Genomic DNA, 15,837 nt, shown 5'->3' with positions numbered 1-15,837 from the left:
GTCCCCAGGGTGCGGGTCCTGCCTGCTCCTGTGCGGCGGTTGGTCCAGACTGAAGCATGGATGCAGGCACGCCGGTCCCCGCCGCACCGGGTGGCCGGGCACACAGGGCGGCCCCGGCCTCCCGCGCGTGGCGGCTGTGGGCTTGGTGCGCCGCTGCCCTGCGTGAGGTGGGCTATTTGGTGATGCCAAGTGAATGTGCGCTGTGCGGTGCTGAGGATCAAGGGCTGTGCCTTCCCTGCGCGGCGCAGCTGCGCCGCGCGGTGGCAGCGCCCTTCAGGGCTGAAGGCGCCGCTGACGCGTTGATGGGGGTGGCCGGTGAAGTCCAGCTGCCGGTCATGGCTGCCGGCAGCTACCGGGACGCCTTGGCCGCCGCCATTTTGGCGTTCAAGAATCATGGCCGCACCGACTTGGGTGCGCCGCTGGCCCGGTGCCTGGCGCGGGGGCTGCAGCAGATGCTTGTGGATCTGCCCCCTGCGCCGGCGGGGGCCCGGAATGGCGGGAGCAAGGCCGTTGTGCTGATTCCCATTCCCAGCAGCGGAGCCGGGTGGCGGCGTCGCGGATTTGATCCAGTGGCCACACTGCTTGGAATCATGGTCCGGGAGGGCAGGCTGCCGCCCGGGGTGGTCATTGTCCCGCTGCTGGGAAGCCGGGCAACCCTGCCGTGGCAGCGCCGCCGCCAAAAAGCGCTGGGCCGTTCCGCCAGACGCTCCAATGTCCAGGGTTCACTGAAATTCCGTCCCCGGACGGCACGTAAATTTTTGCTCACAGCGAAGCCATCCGGCTATTGCGCAGTGCTCATCGATGACGTCCTCACCACTGGTTCCACTCTTCGGGAAGCCGGTAAAACCCTTGGAAACCGGGGATTCGCGCCGATGGGGGCAGTGGTTTTGGCCGCCACCCAGGCACCTCAGCCAGGCGGTACAGGAGGAAAAACCCACAGGACGCGGCAAAATCAATATGGGGTGAAGGATGAATAAAGCGTGCCAGTGAACTAACGTAAATGAACGGGTACCCCTTGAAGGGGAAACCGCCCGTCGGCGGTCAGGATGACATTGAAAGTCGTCACCCAGGCCGCCGTGTCACCGAAGATATTTGGAGGGCACCATGGAGTTCATGATCACCGGTCGCAACTTGAGCGTTTCGGATCGCTTTCGCGAGTATGCTGGCGAAAAGCTGACCAAGATCGAGCAGCTGGCCAACAAGGTTCAGCGCGTCGATGTGAAAGTGTCCAAGGACAGCAAGTCCCGCACAGCCGAGACACCACTCATTGTGGAATTGACGGTTGTCGGAAGGGGCCCGGTCATCCGCGCCGAGGCCGCTGCGGCGGACAAGTTCGCTGCATTCGACCTGGCACACGGCAAGCTGCTGGAGCGGCTCCGCCGGGCCAAGGACAAGACCAAGGTCCACCACGGCAGGCACGCCCCCGTCGCCGTCAACGAGGCCACGAGCACACTGCCTCCCGTTTCCTCCTCCGAGCCCATCTACGCCCAAAAGGCACAGGAGGCTCCCGAGGAAAAGTCGCCGTACGAAATTGAAAACGACATTCCTGCCGGCGATTCCCCCGTGTTGATCCGCCGCAAGGTCTTCCCCGCAACGGCGCTGAGTCTGGACGACGCCGTGGACAACATGGAGATGGTCGGACACGATTTTTACTTGTTCATTGACGCAGCAAGCGGCATCCCCTCGGTGGTGTACCGCCGCAAGGGTTGGACCTACGGCGTCATCTCCTTGGAGGAGAACGCCGAAGTCCGTGAGGAAATCTCCGCCTACCGTTCCGAGGATGAACCGGCCACTGTCTAGGCTGCAGGGCAAGCAGCGGCCACGCCTTTTATAAAAAATCATGGTGATGACTGGAAAGCTGAGCCTGCCACAGGCCCGCCGCATTGCTTTGCTGGCCCAGGGGCTTGCCAAGGTCCGGTCCGCGACACCCGTTACCGCACGGGCCGTGGACCGGACCTTTTCACGTCTGCAGCTGGTTCAAATAGATTCCGTGAATGTGCTTTCACGCAGCCACCTATTGCCGTTTTTCTCCCGCCTGGGCAACTACGAGACCAATATCCTCACCACCATGGCCCAGGTGGCGCCACGAAAAATGATGGAGTACTGGGCCCATGAGGCCAGTTTCATCAGGCCCCTGCATTTTCACGACCTCCGGGTCTGGCAGAACCGGACATGGATGGGGGCTGCGAAGCTGGAGCCAAGCCTGCGGCACAGCCTCGAAGGCAGGATCATGGCGCTGCTGGAGAACCACCGCTTTTTGACCGCGCGGGAAATGACCGCGTTGACCGGGCATGAGGAAAACAACCCCCGTGACGCGTGGGGTTGGAACTGGAGCGCGGTCAAACGCATCCTGGAAGGGCTTTTTGAACGTGGGCTGATCAGCGCAGCCGGCCGCAATGAACAGTTTGAGCGCCAGTATGCCCTGACCTCCTCGGTCCTTCCCGCCGCCGTCAGCCGGACCGTGGATGCGGCGCCGGAAAAGTCCCAGGCACTGCTGCGGCTGATCACCGCCGCCGCCGCCGCCCATGGTGTGGGAACCGTGCGTTGTTTCGCCGATTACTTTCGCCTGCCGGTGCGTGAGAGCGCCGCGGCCGTGGAAACCCTGGTGCGGCAAGGAGTGCTGCTCCCCGTTGCCGTGGATGGCTGGGACGGGCGGGTTTTTCTCCACCATGAGGCGTCCCTGCCCCGGGCGGCACGGGCACGTGCCCTGCTGAGCCCCTTTGATTCGCTGGTTTTTGAACGCCGCCGCCTGGAGCAGCTTTTCAACTTCCACTACCGGCTGGAGATCTACACACCGGAGGCAAAGCGCCGGTACGGATATTACGTGTTGCCGTTTCTGCTGGGCGAGAACATGGTGGCCCGCGTGGACCTTAAAGCCGACCGGCAGGCACGCACGCTGCTGGTGCGCGGCGCATATGCTGAACCCCATGCGCCGGCGCATACATCAGTGGAACTTGCCGCCGAACTGCAACTCATGGCGCAGTGGCTGGGACTGGGACAGGTCCAGGTCCAGCCGCGGGGAGATTTGGCGCCGGCACTGCACGCGGCCCTGGGCTGACCTGGGCCAGCTGGAACGGGTTGACATGTCAGGGGGCGGCGCAATAGCCGTGCCTCTTCTCACGTAGACTGAACACGCCACTTTTAGGCAGCAATAGATTGGGAGCAATTTCGTGCCATCACTTCTTGAGCGGGTCCTTCGCACAGGCGATCGCAAGACGCTTAAACGACTCAACGTCCTCGCCGATGCCATTGATTCGCTGGAGGATTCATTTCAGACCTTCACCGATGCTGAACTGCGCGAGGAGACCGACAAGCTCAAGGCCCGCCACCACGACGGCGAATCGCTGGATGATTTGCTGCCCGAAGCATTTGCTGCCGTGCGTGAGGCGTCCTCACGCACCCTGGGCCTGCGCCATTTCCGGGTGCAGCTCATGGGCGGGGCCGCCCTGCATTTGGGCAATATCGCCGAAATGAAGACAGGTGAAGGCAAGACCCTGGTGGCCACCGCCCCGGCGTATTTGAATTCCCTCTCCGGCAAGGGCGTTCACGTGGTGACGGTGAACGATTACCTGGCGCAGTACCAGTCGGAACTCATGGGACGGGTGTTCCGTTTTCTGGGCCAGAGCAGCGGCTGCATTGTGGCCAATCAGGATCCGGCACTGCGCCGCGCCCAGTACAGTGCAGACATCACCTACGGAACCAATAATGAATTTGGTTTTGACTACCTGCGCGACAACATGGCCTGGAGCAAGGACGAACTGGTCCAGCGCGGCCACAACTTTGCCATTGTCGATGAAGTTGACTCGATCCTCATTGACGAGGCCCGCACACCGCTGATCATCTCCGGTCCCGCCTCCGGGGACGCCAACCGCTGGTACGGCGAGTTCGCCAAGGTGGTGCTGCGCCTCAGTGCCGATGAGGACTATGAGGTGGATGAGAAAAAGCGCACAGTGGGTGTGCTGGAGAGCGGCATTGAAAAGGTCGAGGACTACCTGGGCATCAGCAATCTCTACGAATCCGCCAACACCCCGCTGATTGGCTTCCTGAACAACGCCATCAAGGCCAAGGAGCTGTTCAAGCGCGACAAGGACTACGTCATCATGGACGGCGAGGTGCTGATCGTGGATGAGCACACCGGGCGCATCCTGGCCGGCCGCCGCTACAACGAGGGCATGCACCAGGCCATTGAAGCCAAGGAAGGGGTGGAGATCAAGGCCGAGAACCAGACCTTGGCCACCGTGACCTTGCAGAACTACTTCCGCCTGTATGAGAAGCTCTCCGGCATGACCGGTACTGCCGAGACCGAAGCCAGCGAATTCATGGGCACGTACTCGCTGGGAGTGGTGCCAATCCCCACCAACAAGCCCATGCGGCGCGTGGACCAGGCTGACCTTGTCTACAAAAACGAGGTGGTGAAGTTCGACGCCGTGGTGGCCGACATTGCCCAGCGCCACGAAACCGGGCAGCCGGTGCTGGTGGGTACCACCAGTGTGGAGAAGAGTGAGTACCTGTCCAAAAAGTTGGCCGAGGCCGGCGTCAGGCACGAGGTGCTCAACGCCAAAAACCACGCCCGGGAAGCGGCCATTGTGGCCCAGGCAGGCCGCCGCGGAGCCGTCACGGTGGCCACCAACATGGCTGGTCGAGGCACTGACATAATGCTCGGCGGCAACGCCGAGTTCAATGCCGTGGCGGAGCTCGCCGCGCGCGGGCTGAACCCGGAGGAGACTCCGGAAGAATACGAGGCCGCCTGGCATGACGCCTTTGAAGCTGCCAAGGAGGCAGTGGCGGCGGAACATGAAGCGGTCCTGGAAGCTGGCGGACTGTATGTGCTGGGCACCGAACGGCACGAGTCCCGCCGCATCGACAATCAGCTCCGCGGCCGTTCCGGACGTCAGGGTGACCCGGGCGAGTCCCGCTTCTACCTTTCACTGACCGATGACTTGATGCGCCTGTTCAACTCCGGTGCGGCCGAACGCCTCATGTCACGCTCCTCCATGCCTGAAGATGTGGCCCTGGAATCCAAGCTGGTCTCCAAAGCCATTGCCTCGGCCCAAGGCCAGGTGGAGGGCCGCAACGCCGAGCAGCGCAAGAACGTCCTGAAGTACGACGATGTGCTGAACCGCCAGCGCGAAGCAATTTACAGTGACCGCCGCCGCATCCTCGAAGGCGGGGACCTGCACGAGAAGGTCCAGCACTTCCTGGAGGACACGGTCAATGAAATCATTGAGGCCGCGGTGAGCTCCGGTCATGCAGGTGAATATGACTTCAATGTTTTGTGGACCAACCTGCGGACCATTTACCCGGTGTCAGTGACCTTGGAGGAAATTGCCGAGGAGGCCGGGGGTGAGGGCCGCATCACTGCCGAACTGCTGAAGACGGAATTGCTTTCCGACGCGCGCGTGGCCTACCAGGAGCGTGAAGCCGCCCTGGGTGCGGAGACCATGCGCGAGTTGGAGCGCCGCGTGGTGCTCTCGGTGCTGGGCCGCAAATGGCAGGAGCACCTCTACGAGATGGACTACCTCAAGGAAGGCATTGGCCTGCGGGCCATGGCCCAGCGCGACCCCTTGGTTGAATACCAGCGCGAGGGCTATGAAATGTTCATGTCCATGATGGCCGGCATCCGTGAAGAGAGCGTTGGCTTCCTATTCAACCTTGAGGTGCAGGTGGAAAACAAGCCGGCCGCGGCGGTGGGCGCTGTGCAGGAACAGCCCTCGGCATTGATGGACCGGGTTGCCGGAGCCGCTGACGGGGCCCAGGGCGCTGAAGGTGCCCCGCAGATTGTTGCCCCCGGGCTGGAGGCGCCGGCCCCGCCGGCCCAGTTGCAGTTCTCGGCCCCCGATGAGCAGGGTGACGCCGAGACCCATGTTGAGCGCCGCAGCTCCGGCGGGCTCCCGCCCTCGGCCAAGCGTCCGGCCAGCAAGGGCGCCAAAAAGAAGAAGAAGCGCTAGTACCGCCTCCACCGCCTGCCAAGGCCGGCCGCAAATGCATTTCGCGGCCGGCCTTGGCAGGCGGCGTTTTTTAACTGCTAACCAATTTGCAGCGCCGTGACCTTCCACAGTCCCCGGGAGCGTTCAAGACGCATCGCAATGGCGCGGAAACGGGTTTTATCCGCCACCACCACCGAGGCTTCGTAAATCCCCGGTGCCACGGCGCTGCAATGCACCGAGTGGATGACAGCTTGGTGGTACAGCGGGTGGACATTCTGCTGGTCCTGGCTGCGCCGCCGCAATTCGCTCCGGGCCGCCTCGGCATGCAGACGGGCCCGGGCGGTGAGGGCGTCCATGCTTTTACTGCTCAACCAGCGTGAAAGCTGCTGCACCGAGCGCACCCCGCTAAGCACTTCCAAGGATGCCTGTGCCACCTTGCAGGACATGGCGCACACCACTGTCCGTTCCGCAGCCTGCGGGTTCAAGGCATCCACCGTGGCGTTTGTGCGGCCTGGCTGGTCCGGCTGCCTTTCCCGGTCCGGCAACTGCACAACATTCGCCGCCAGGCCTGGTTCGGCCGGCTGCCGGTTGTCAACGGCCGGTGGACTCCCCGTCTGGGGTGCCCTGGTCACGACCAGAAGCGGGGGAGCTGTGTCCCCGGAGACGGCTGCGGTGTTCATGGTGCGCTCCTTTGCGTGGCACTGATTGAATCCCCATGACTTGAATCCCCTCCAACGGTTGGCTGGGGGCGTCACGGTCCCGAAGGTGCATGGAGGACCTGCCCGGGGAGGATCAAATGCGGATTGGGGCCGATGGTTGCCCGGTTTGCCTGGTACCAGGCAGGCCAAGCCTGCGCCACATCCACTTCGGTGCAGAAGGGCCCCAGCGCCGTGGCAACAATGCTCCACAGGCTGTCCCCGCGCTGCACCACCACTTCCGCGGCAGCGGCGGGGGCGGACCGGCCTGCCCGCTGGTCCTGCGCGGCAGCCTGCCCTTGCGGTGGTTCAGTGGCAGGACGCCTCGCCGGGCTCAGCAGCGGGCCGGGATTGGTTTGGACCGTGTGGGGCACCCAGTGCGGCAGCACGGCTTCGGTGCCGCCGGATGGCGCGGGGGCAGTGGCCGCCGGCGCGGTGGCCACCGTCTCCGCGTGCCACCGCGGATCCGGCCCTGGCGTGGTCACTGCATTGGCCAGCGGGGCGGCCAGCAGGTTCAAGCCCAGCACAGCCACCACCAAACGCCGCATGAACGCCGGCGACAGGCTTTCAGAAACTGCTGTTGCCCGCACCGACCCCTTGGATTGCGCCCATGCGCCCAGGAACGCGCAGATCAGCGCCAGGGCCCACCAGCACAGCAGCGCCAAACCCACGGCGGCTGCCACAATGCCCAGGAGTTCCGCGAGTCCGAAATGGGCCGGGGCGCCCAAGGTTCCCTCGTGGAGGCGTAACAGTGAGGCACCGCTGAACATCAGGGAGGAAGCCAACATCAAGGTAGCGATCGTCATGGCCAGATCGGCCCGGGTTTGCCGTTCCATGCTAGTAGCCCTTCAGCATCATTTGACACCGTTTGCTTCATTTTGCTTGTCTTAGACCCATTCTGTGCCTCCTGGCCGGGATGTGTCCAGACTTTTGCGGCGGTTGTGGACAACCATGCAGGGGCGGCCTAGCGTGAAGCCATGCGATGGGAATTGCTCTTTGGCGATCTTGAAGCGCAGCTGCACGAGTCATCCGCCCAGGAGTTGGAGCGTCAAATCAATGAACTGGCCCGCGTGGAAACCGCCCAGGCCAGCCTGAACCAGGCCGTACGCGGCGCACTGGAGGCACAATTGTCCCTGGTGTGCGTGACGGGCGCGGCGTTCCATGGAACAGTGGTGCGGGTGGAACAGGAGTGGCTGCTTTTGGATGAAGGCGCGCGGCAGGTCCTGCTCCCACTGGACAAAATCCTCACTGTCCGTGGCTTGGGGGGTGGCAGGGTCTGTGCGCAGTCAAAAATTCCCTATACCCTCACGGCAGCGCTGCGGTTGCTGGCCAAAAACCGCTCGGCAGTGGTGGTGGAGCTGGATTCCGCGCGGCAGGGAACCCTCCGCGGGGTGCTGGATCACGTGGGTGCCGATTATGTCCGCCTGATGCAGCTGGCGGACGGCGTTAGCCGCAACCCGGAGAACCTGCAGGGCGCCGTAGTGATTCCTTTGGTGCATGTGGCGTCCATTGCTTCTTCGCCGGACAATGAATTCTAAGGAGCCGGCAAGGCGTCCGCACTGCCTGGGCCATCAGCTGCCCTTGGCGTCCTGCCCGCCGGAAAGCATGGCCCGGGCCGCGGCGTGCCGGTCTTCAATGAACTGTTCAAAACGGGTCTCGTCCACGCGCCATTGTCCACGCCCACCAATTTGGAAGGCGGGCAGCTCACCACTGTGCACCAGGGCGTAGCAGGCGGCGGCTGAAATCTGCAGCTGCTCGGCAACATCAGCCAGCGTGAGGAATCGGGGCATACGCCCATTATTGCCCCTTTGGACACCTTTGACGAGCTTTCCTGTGCAAAAACTGGTGCGGGGAAGAAAAAGCCGCCGCTCCCGGGCCACGGATGGATGCCTTGTCCACAGTTTTGGACATATTTTGCTGGAACCCTTTCACCCTTGCCCGATCGGCGGTACAAAGGGTAGACGGCAGCGGGCCACATTCGTCAAAGACATCAAACAGCGGCCGGTTCCCAGATTTTGGGGCCTGCGGCGATCCTGGGGGAGGACCCATGGCCATGGACGGACAAAACCAGGCGCCCCGTCTTGCCAAACCGTCATGGAAGGATCCGCGGCTGTTGATTGGCATCCTGCTGGTGCTGGCCTCCGTGGCTGCAGTGGTGGCGCTGGTGGAGGGCGCCAGCAGGACTGTACCGATGTATGCGGCCAAGGACGCCTTGACGGTGGGGCAAAAAGTGTCAGCGGCGGACTTCACCATTGTTCAGGTGCAGCTGGGGGCTGTCGACGGCAAGTACCTGGCCCCGGCTGATGCGCTGGCGGAGAACGCCGTGGCCATCCGGATGGTGCCCAAGGGTGAACTGGTGTCCCGATCAAGCATTGGCGCCGCCGACGCCCTTAACCGCAAGCCCGCCTCCTTCACCATTGACGAGCCGCTGCCGCAGGACATTGTGGTGGGATCACGGGTGGACGTGTGGGTGTCCCTGCCCGATGAACGCAATGGCTTTGATCCGCCGCAGCTGATGCTGCCGGGAGTGGAGGTGGCAGCCCTGAACGTGGCCACAGGTTCCCTGGGCGCAGGCCGCAACACCCAGCTTCTGGTGTTGGTGACAGACAGCCAAATGCCCAATTTTTTGGGGGCGGTGGCCAATAGGGCCAAGGTCTCGGTGGTGTGGAACCCGGGGGCGGGTTCGTGAGCCAGTTCAGGGTTGTCTCGGTGGGGGACACACCCACCGGCGTCATTGCCGGCATGGCGGCCCAGGACGGCCCGGTAAGGATTGTGCGCCGCTGCAGTGAACTGACTGAACTGCTGGCAGCGTGCCAAAGCGGAATTGCCCAGGCAGCTGTCATTGCCACGCCGGCACAGCAATTGACGGCCACCTTGATAGACCGCCTCAGGGCCGTAGGCGTATGCGTCATTGCCGTCTCCGCCACGGCCGAGCAGACGCGGCGTCTTTACAGCATTGGAGCCACACCCTTCCCCGAGGACGCCGGCGCAGCGCTTCTGACGCAAAGCATCCTTGCCGCCCTGGACGCCCGGAGGCACTCACCGAGCACCGGTTTCGCCGTCCCGGCCGCCCCGGATGAGCTGGATGAGGGGGAGGCCTCTTCCGGCGCCGCCTCCGGCGAGCAAGCAGCCAGCGCCCCTGGCGCAGCACAGCGCTCCGGGGCGCAGGCCCCCTCCCCGGCTCCGCCAGGGTCCGTCAGCATGGGGAAGGCCGCCGGATTCCAGCCCGACGCGGGGCCGCAGACAGCAGCGGCGGCACCGGGCAAACGGCGCAGCAGCTGGTTTGCGCCCCGGCGCCGGGGCAAAGTGCGGCTGCCCGGTGCGGTGTTGCCTGCCTCGCCACCCGCCACCGCTCCCGGCACGCTCGTGGCGGTTTGGGGCCCCATCGGTTCGCCGGGACGCACCACAGTGGCCATGAATCTTGCCGCGGAATACGCCACCCAGGGCCGGCAGGTCCTGCTCATTGATGCCGACAGTTACGGAGCCAGCATTGCTGCGGCATTGGGCCTGCTGGATGAATCAGCTTCCTTTGCCCAAGCGTGCCGTGCCGCGGACCAGGGCACCTTGAGCGTGGCCGCTTTGGCCAAGACCAGCACGGGGGTGGTTTTCACCGGTGGCACCTTTTCCCTCCTGACGGGGCTGACCCGTCCGGACCGTTGGCCGGAACTGCGGGCTGCCGCCGTGGAACGGGTCTTGGCCACGGCCAGGGACCTGGCCGAGCTGGTCATTGTGGATTGCGGATTTTCGCTGGAAAGCGATGAGGAGCTTAGCTATGACACCGTGGCTCCACGCCGCAACGCCGCCACCTTAAGTGTCCTGGAACAAGCGGACGTCATCCTTGCCGTGGGCAGTGGCGACGCCATTGGCATTCCGCGGCTCATTCGCGCACTGGCGGAACTTGATCGGCTGCCCCATCACGGCCAGGTGCGCGTGGTGGTCAACAAGGTGCGGCGGAAGGCCGTGGGTGCGGGACCCGAGAAGGCCTTGGAGCAGGCCTGGCAGCGGTTTGGCCCCAACATTGCCATCAGTCATTTTTTGCCGTGGGACCCGGAGCTCACGGACAAGGCATTGCTGTCGGGCAGGCTGCTTTTGGAGGTCGCGGCGGACTCCGGGCTTCGCCGCGCCATTTGTGCCATGAGTTGTGCAGATGACCAGCGGAAGATTGACATTGCTGGGTCAAGGTCCACAGCAAGTCCCCCGGTTCCGGGCTAGGCTCGAAGACAGGACCGCAACGAAGCGCTCTTTTCTTTTTGACGGAGGCTTTACTTTTATGTCATCGCACACATCCGGCGAACAGCACCCCACCAGCGAACAATCCGGCCAGCCACTTTTTGGCGGGGCCACCTTCCTTGACGACTATTTCGTGCAGTTGTCCCCAGAGGATGCAGCCAGGTACGAGCCCGAAGTCCTGCACGCCCGGGCGCGCGTCCACCAGGAGCTGGCTGCGGTGCGCACCCCGGGCCGGGCCCAGGTGCACATTCAAGAAGAAGACGGCGCCAGTGTTGTCTTCATCATCACCGATGACATGCCCTTTTTGGTGGACTCCGTCAGCGCCGAGCTGGTGCGGCAAAACCTTGCCATCCACCTGGTCACCCACCCGGTGTTTGTGGTCTCCCGCGACAAGTCCAGCCATCAGCTCAAGTCCCTGACCAAGGTGCCCTCCCATGCCGGCGTGGCCAGCGGCGACACCTCCACCATGCCCAATATTGCGCACCTGCTGGGCGACCAGGAGAACAGTTCCTTCCTGGAATCATGGCTGGCCATTGAGATCCCCAAGATCGACGCCGAGGCCAGGCAGGAGCTGCAGGACGGCCTTGAGCACGTGCTCAACAATGTCCGGGCAGCCGTGGAGGACTGGCCGGCCATGCGGGAGAAGGCGTTGAGCCGGGCGGCAATCCTTGCCACGCAGCTTGAGGGCGAATCCCTGGTGGACCTGACGGAGGCCGAGGATCTGCTGCACTGGATGGAGGCGGACAACTTCACCTTCCTGGGCTACCGCGAGTATGACCTGGACAAGCGTGAGGGCGAGGACGTGCTGGTCCACCGGGAAGGCAGCGGCCTGGGCCTGCTGCGGGACGGCTCCGGCCACCCCACGATCCAGCACCTGACCCGCACCGGCCAGCGCAAGGCCCGTGAAAAGCGGGTCCTGGTCATCACCAAGGCCAACTCCCGCTCCACCGTGCACCGTGGTGCGTACCTGGATTACATTGGCGTGAAGTCCTTTGACTCCCAAGGCAACGTCAACGGTGAGCAGCGCTTCATCGGCCTGTTCTCCTCGGCCGTCTACACCGGCAGCGTGCGCAACATTCCCGTGGTGCGTGAAAAGGTCGCGGCCGTGCTGCGGCACTTTGGCTTCCCGCCCAACTCCCACTCCGGCAAGGACCTGTTTGCCGTCCTGGAGACCTACCCGCGCGACGAACTGTTCCAAATTGAGGTCGAGGACCTGATTGAGATTGCCGACGGCATCCTCCGCCTCGCCGAACGCCGCCGGACGCGCTTGTTCCTGCGCCCGGACATTTACGGCCGCTTCATGTCAGCGATGGTGTTCATCCCCCGCGACCGCTACACCACAGCCGTGCGCCACCGCATTGAGGACGAGCTCACGCGCACCTTCGGTGCCGTGTCCATTGACTTTGAAGCACGCATGAGCGAGTCGGCACTGGCGCGGCTCTTTTTCCGCATCCGCCTGCCCAAGGACTACATTGTTCCTGCCGAACTGCCCACGGCGGAACTGGAACAGCGCCTGGTGCGGGCCGCGCGTTCCTGGCCCGAGGGCATTGCCCAGGTGCTGCAGGACTCCCATGGCCCCGGCCAGGCCGATCGGCTTGTGGCCAAATGGAGCGAGGCGTTCCCGCCCGGATACCGCGTGGACTTTGAGGTCGAGGACGCGCTGGAGGACATTGCGCGTTTTGAGGACTTTGACGCCCGCTACAAGGACGCCATGGCTGCCGGGATGGCTCCGGCAAAGTGCGCCCCCGGCCTGCACGTCTATGTGCCTGCCCGGGTGGGCACCGAGCTGGCCGAGGACGCCCGCGTCAAGCTGTACATGGCGAACCCGCAGAGTTTGAGCCGGATCCTGCCGTACTTCCACAACCTGGGCATCGAAGTGCTCGATGAGCGGCCCTTTGAAATTGCCACCGCCGACAAACGCGACTTCTTCCTGTACGACCTGGGTTTGAAGTACCCGGCGGGGGTGGACCCCCTGGCGACGGCGGAGCTGTTGGCGGAGGCGTTTGGCGCAGCCGTCACCGGACGCAGCGAATCGGACAGCTTTGACAGGCTGGTGCTCAGTGAGGGCATGCGCGCCCGGCAGGTGGTGATCCTGCGGGCGTATGCGAAATACATGCGCCAAATGGGCAACACCAACTCCTTTGGCTTCATGGCCGAGGCACTGCTGCGCAATGTGGACGTCACCGGCGCCCTCATTGACCTCTTTGACGCCCGCTTCAACCCTGCGGTGGATCCGGACGGCCGGGAGCAGTTGCAGCGCGAAGTCCATGAGCGCCTCGATGCCGCCCTGGAAAGCGTGTCAACCCTGGATGCGGACAGGGTGCTGCGCACCTTTGCCAACCTCATCGATTCCACCCTGCGCACCAACTTTTACCGCGAGCGGGAGTACCTGAGCTTCAAGCTGGATCCGGCCAACATTGCGGGGCTGCCGGCGCCGCGGCCCATGTTTGAAATTTGGGTCTATTCCCCGCGCGTGGAAGGCACCCACCTGCGCTTTGGCAAGGTGGCACGTGGCGGTCTGCGCTGGTCCGACCGCCGCGAGGACTTCCGCACCGAGGTCCTGGGCCTGGTCAAGGCCCAGACGGTGAAAAACGCCGTCATTGTCCCCACCGGCGCCAAGGGCGGCTTCTTCGCCAAGGCGCTGCCCGATCCCGCCGTTGACCGCGGCGCGTGGATGGAAGAGGGCAGGGAAAGTTACAAGACCTTCATCCGCGCCCTGCTGGATGTCACCGACAACCTGCTGGCGCGCGACGGCGGCGAGGTGGTGGTGCCGCCGGAGAACGTGGTCCGCCACGACGATGACGACAGCTACCTGGTGGTGGCCGCTGACAAGGGCACGGCGTCCTTCTCGGACACGGCCAATGCCATTTCCGCCGAGTACGGCTTCTGGCTGGGGGACGCCTTCGCCTCGGGCGGCTCGGTGGGCTACGACCACAAGGAAATGGGGATCACCGCCCGCGGTGCGTGGGAGTCCGTCAAGCGGCACTTCAGCGAGTTCGACGTCGACACCCAGAGTGAGGAGTTCACGGCAGTGGGGGTGGGGGACATGTCAGGTGACGTGTTTGGCAACGGCTTGCTGCGCACCCCGCACGTGCGTTTGGTGGCGGCCTTTGACCACCGCGACATTTTCCTGGACCCCACCCCGGATGCTGCCGCGTCCTTTGCCGAACGCCAGCGCCTGTATGAGCTGCCCCGGTCATCCTGGCAGGACTACAACACGGAGCTCATCAGCGCCGGCGGCGGAGTGTATTCGCGTTCGCTGAAGTCCATTCCCATCTCGCCGGAGGTGTCCCAGGCCCTTGGCCTGCCCGGGGGCACGGTGAAAATGAGCCCACCGGAACTGCTGCGCGCGGTGCTGCTGGCCCCGACCGATCTGCTCTACAACGGCGGAATTGGCACCTACATCAAGGCCAGCACCGAAAACAACGCGGAGGTGGGGGACAAGACCAACGATCCCATCCGTGTTGATGGTTCGGCGCTGCGGGTAAAGATCATTGGTGAAGGCGGCAACCTGGGCATGACCCAGCGCGGCCGGGTGGAGGCGGCACTGCACGGGGTGATCCTCAATACCGATGCCATTGACAACTCCGCAGGGGTGGACTGCTCCGACCATGAGGTCAACATCAAAATCTTCGTGGACCGCATGGTGGCAGCCGGCAAGCTTGATCCAGCCGAACGCACCGACTTCCTCATGTCCATGACCGATGAAATTGGCCAGCTGGTGCTGGAGGACAACATTGAGCAGAACATCCTGCTGCTCAATGACAGGCAGCGGGCGGTGGAGTGGACACCCAGCTACCAGCGCTTCATGGATTGGCTGGAGGAACATGCCGGCCTGGACCGCGGGCTTGAGGCGCTGCCGGGCAACGCCGAACTGGATGAGCGCGTGGCCAACGGCCAGGGCCTGACCTCACCGGAACTGGCAGTGCTTTTGGCCTACGCCAAGATGGAACTGGCCAGGACCCTGGGCGCCAGCACCCTGGCCGAAGATCCGTGGTTCAAGCAGACCCTGCGCCGGTACTTCCCCCACCAGGTGGCCGAACGCTTTGATGCTGAACTGGACAGCCACCCGCTGCGCCGGGAAATCATTGCCACGGTGGTGGCCAATGACATGGTCAACCTTGGTGGCATCACCTTCGCCTTCCGGGCGCTGGAGGAGTCCTCGGCCAGCGAGGTGACCTTGGCCAAGGCCTTTGTGGCCCTGTATGAGATCTTTGACTTTGGCACCATGACCGACGCCTTGCGGGAACTGCCAGCCAGCTTCCCCACCGAACAGTGGTGCACCGTGCACCTGGACATCCGCCGGCTCCTGGATCGGGCCGTGCGCTGGCTGGTCAATGAGGGCATTAGCGATCACCGGATTGCCGACGTCGTGGCACGGTTCAAGCCTGTGGTTTCCTCCCTCAGCCCCCGGATGGGCGACTTCTTCCAGGGCGTGGACGTGGAGCGGGTGGCGCAATGGTACGACCGTGCCGCCGCCTATGAAATGCCACAGCTGCTGGGCCGGCGCTGGGCGGAAATGTTTGAGACCTTCCCCCTGCTGGACGTGGCCAAGGTCAGTGAAACGCTGGCCGAACCCAAGGAGGCCGTCGCCGCGGTGTACTACGCGCTGTACAACCGCTACGGTGTGGATTCTCTGCTGGAGCGGATCACCGCGCTGCCCCGCAATGACCGCTGGCAGGCCCTGGCGCGGGCTGCGCTGCGTGATGACCTCTACGCCACCGCCGCCGACATGACCCGCAACGTCATGGACAGCACCGGGAGCGAAATGCCCACCATGGAACGCATTGCGGCGTGGGAGGCACAAAACCAGGAGCAGCTGGAGAGGGCCGTGCGCATGTTTGCGGAGGTGGATGAGCTGGAACAGGACGACATGGCGTCCTTGTCGGTAGCATTGAGGCTCCTGCGTTCCATCGTTCGGCGCTAACTGCGGCAGGCATTCAGGGCGGGGACCGTTGGAGACGGCGGTCCCCGCCACACGACTT

At 64.0% G+C, this 15,837-nt stretch carries 11 protein-coding genes; 8 read left to right on the top strand and 3 right to left on the bottom strand.

Annotated features, from left to right (window positions below; translation table 11 throughout):
- Positions 1–56: 56 nt before the first annotated feature.
- The 4 genes from ACFUCV_RS10570 (at position 57) to secA (ending at position 5,948) form a co-directional block, all read left to right on the top strand.
- Positions 57–977, top strand: coding sequence for a ComF family protein (locus ACFUCV_RS10570; protein ID WP_380815364.1), 921 nt, complete (start codon positions 57–59; stop codon positions 975–977).
- A gap of 127 nt (positions 978–1,104) precedes the next feature.
- Entirely contained in the window at positions 1,105–1,800 is a 696-nt protein-coding gene (gene hpf / locus ACFUCV_RS10565; protein WP_380815362.1) for a ribosome hibernation-promoting factor, HPF/YfiA family, read from the top strand.
- 46 nt (positions 1,801–1,846) lie between these two features.
- Positions 1,847–3,058, top strand: a complete 1,212-nt coding sequence (locus ACFUCV_RS10560) for a winged helix-turn-helix domain-containing protein (RefSeq protein ID WP_380815360.1) — start codon at positions 1,847–1,849, stop codon at positions 3,056–3,058.
- A gap of 112 nt (positions 3,059–3,170) precedes the next feature.
- Entirely contained in the window at positions 3,171–5,948 is a 2,778-nt protein-coding gene (gene secA, locus ACFUCV_RS10555; protein ID WP_380815358.1) for a preprotein translocase subunit SecA, read from the top strand.
- A 77-nt stretch (positions 5,949–6,025) separates the two neighbouring features.
- Here secA and ACFUCV_RS10550 read toward each other — a convergent pair whose 3' ends face one another.
- Both ACFUCV_RS10550 and ACFUCV_RS10545 read right to left on the bottom strand, forming a co-directional pair.
- Complete coding sequence (locus ACFUCV_RS10550) at positions 6,026–6,607, bottom strand: Rv3235 family protein (RefSeq protein ID WP_380815356.1); 582 nt, start codon at positions 6,605–6,607, stop codon at positions 6,026–6,028.
- A 71-nt stretch (positions 6,608–6,678) separates the two neighbouring features.
- The gene (locus ACFUCV_RS10545; RefSeq protein ID WP_380815354.1) at positions 6,679–7,458 is read right to left on the bottom strand and encodes a LysM peptidoglycan-binding domain-containing protein; all 780 of its coding nucleotides are present in this window, start codon (positions 7,456–7,458) and stop codon (positions 6,679–6,681) included.
- Between the two features lie 141 nt (positions 7,459–7,599).
- Here ACFUCV_RS10545 and ACFUCV_RS10540 point away from each other — a divergent pair, with 141 nt between their 5' ends.
- Entirely contained in the window at positions 7,600–8,160 is a 561-nt protein-coding gene (locus ACFUCV_RS10540; RefSeq protein WP_380815352.1) for a hypothetical protein, read from the top strand.
- A 33-nt stretch (positions 8,161–8,193) separates the two neighbouring features.
- Here ACFUCV_RS10540 and ACFUCV_RS10535 read toward each other — a convergent pair whose 3' ends face one another.
- Positions 8,194–8,412 (bottom strand): helix-turn-helix domain-containing protein, encoded by a 219-nt coding sequence (locus ACFUCV_RS10535; RefSeq protein WP_380815348.1) that lies wholly within the window; start codon positions 8,410–8,412, stop codon positions 8,194–8,196.
- A 257-nt stretch (positions 8,413–8,669) separates the two neighbouring features.
- Here ACFUCV_RS10535 and ACFUCV_RS10530 point away from each other — a divergent pair, with 257 nt between their 5' ends.
- From ACFUCV_RS10530 to ACFUCV_RS10520, 3 genes are read left to right on the top strand one after another with little or no spacing between them, the layout of a single operon-like run.
- A complete protein-coding gene (locus tag ACFUCV_RS10530; RefSeq protein ID WP_380815345.1) occupies positions 8,670–9,311 on the top strand; it encodes a hypothetical protein in 642 nt (213 codons plus the stop codon).
- A complete protein-coding gene (locus tag ACFUCV_RS10525) occupies positions 9,308–10,834 on the top strand; it encodes a CpaE family protein (RefSeq protein WP_380815343.1) in 1,527 nt (508 codons plus the stop codon). The genes ACFUCV_RS10530 and ACFUCV_RS10525 overlap by 4 nt, the downstream gene beginning before the upstream one ends.
- Before the next feature lie 58 nt (positions 10,835–10,892).
- Entirely contained in the window at positions 10,893–15,779 is a 4,887-nt protein-coding gene (locus ACFUCV_RS10520) for an NAD-glutamate dehydrogenase (RefSeq protein WP_380815341.1), read from the top strand.
- Positions 15,780–15,837: the final 58 nt, after the last annotated feature.

It is taken from the genome of Specibacter sp. NPDC057265, from assembly GCF_042668835.1.
GTDB lineage: Bacteria > Actinomycetota > Actinomycetes > Actinomycetales > Micrococcaceae > Specibacter.
The sequence above is the reverse complement of the archived record's forward strand: the minus strand, read 5'-3'. Positions and strand labels throughout refer to the sequence as shown.

Excerpts from the sequence above, each read along its gene's own strand:
- hpf (WP_380815362.1), top strand. The coding sequence starts at position 1,105 with ATGGAGTTCATGATCACCGGTCGCAACTTGAGCGTTTCGGATCGCTTT.
- ACFUCV_RS10520 (WP_380815341.1), top strand. The coding sequence starts at position 10,893 with ATGTCATCGCACACATCCGGCGAACAGCACCCCACCAGCGAACAATCC.
- ACFUCV_RS10545 (WP_380815354.1), bottom strand. The coding sequence starts at position 7,458 with ATGGAACGGCAAACCCGGGCCGATCTGGCCATGACGATCGCTACCTTG.
- ACFUCV_RS10540 (WP_380815352.1), top strand. The coding sequence starts at position 7,600 with ATGCGATGGGAATTGCTCTTTGGCGATCTTGAAGCGCAGCTGCACGAG.
- ACFUCV_RS10570 (WP_380815364.1), top strand. The coding sequence starts at position 57 with ATGGATGCAGGCACGCCGGTCCCCGCCGCACCGGGTGGCCGGGCACAC.
- ACFUCV_RS10535 (WP_380815348.1), bottom strand. The coding sequence starts at position 8,412 with ATGCCCCGATTCCTCACGCTGGCTGATGTTGCCGAGCAGCTGCAGATT.
- ACFUCV_RS10560 (WP_380815360.1), top strand. The coding sequence starts at position 1,847 with ATGACTGGAAAGCTGAGCCTGCCACAGGCCCGCCGCATTGCTTTGCTG.
- ACFUCV_RS10550 (WP_380815356.1), bottom strand. The coding sequence starts at position 6,607 with ATGAACACCGCAGCCGTCTCCGGGGACACAGCTCCCCCGCTTCTGGTC.
- ACFUCV_RS10530 (WP_380815345.1), top strand. The coding sequence starts at position 8,670 with ATGGCCATGGACGGACAAAACCAGGCGCCCCGTCTTGCCAAACCGTCA.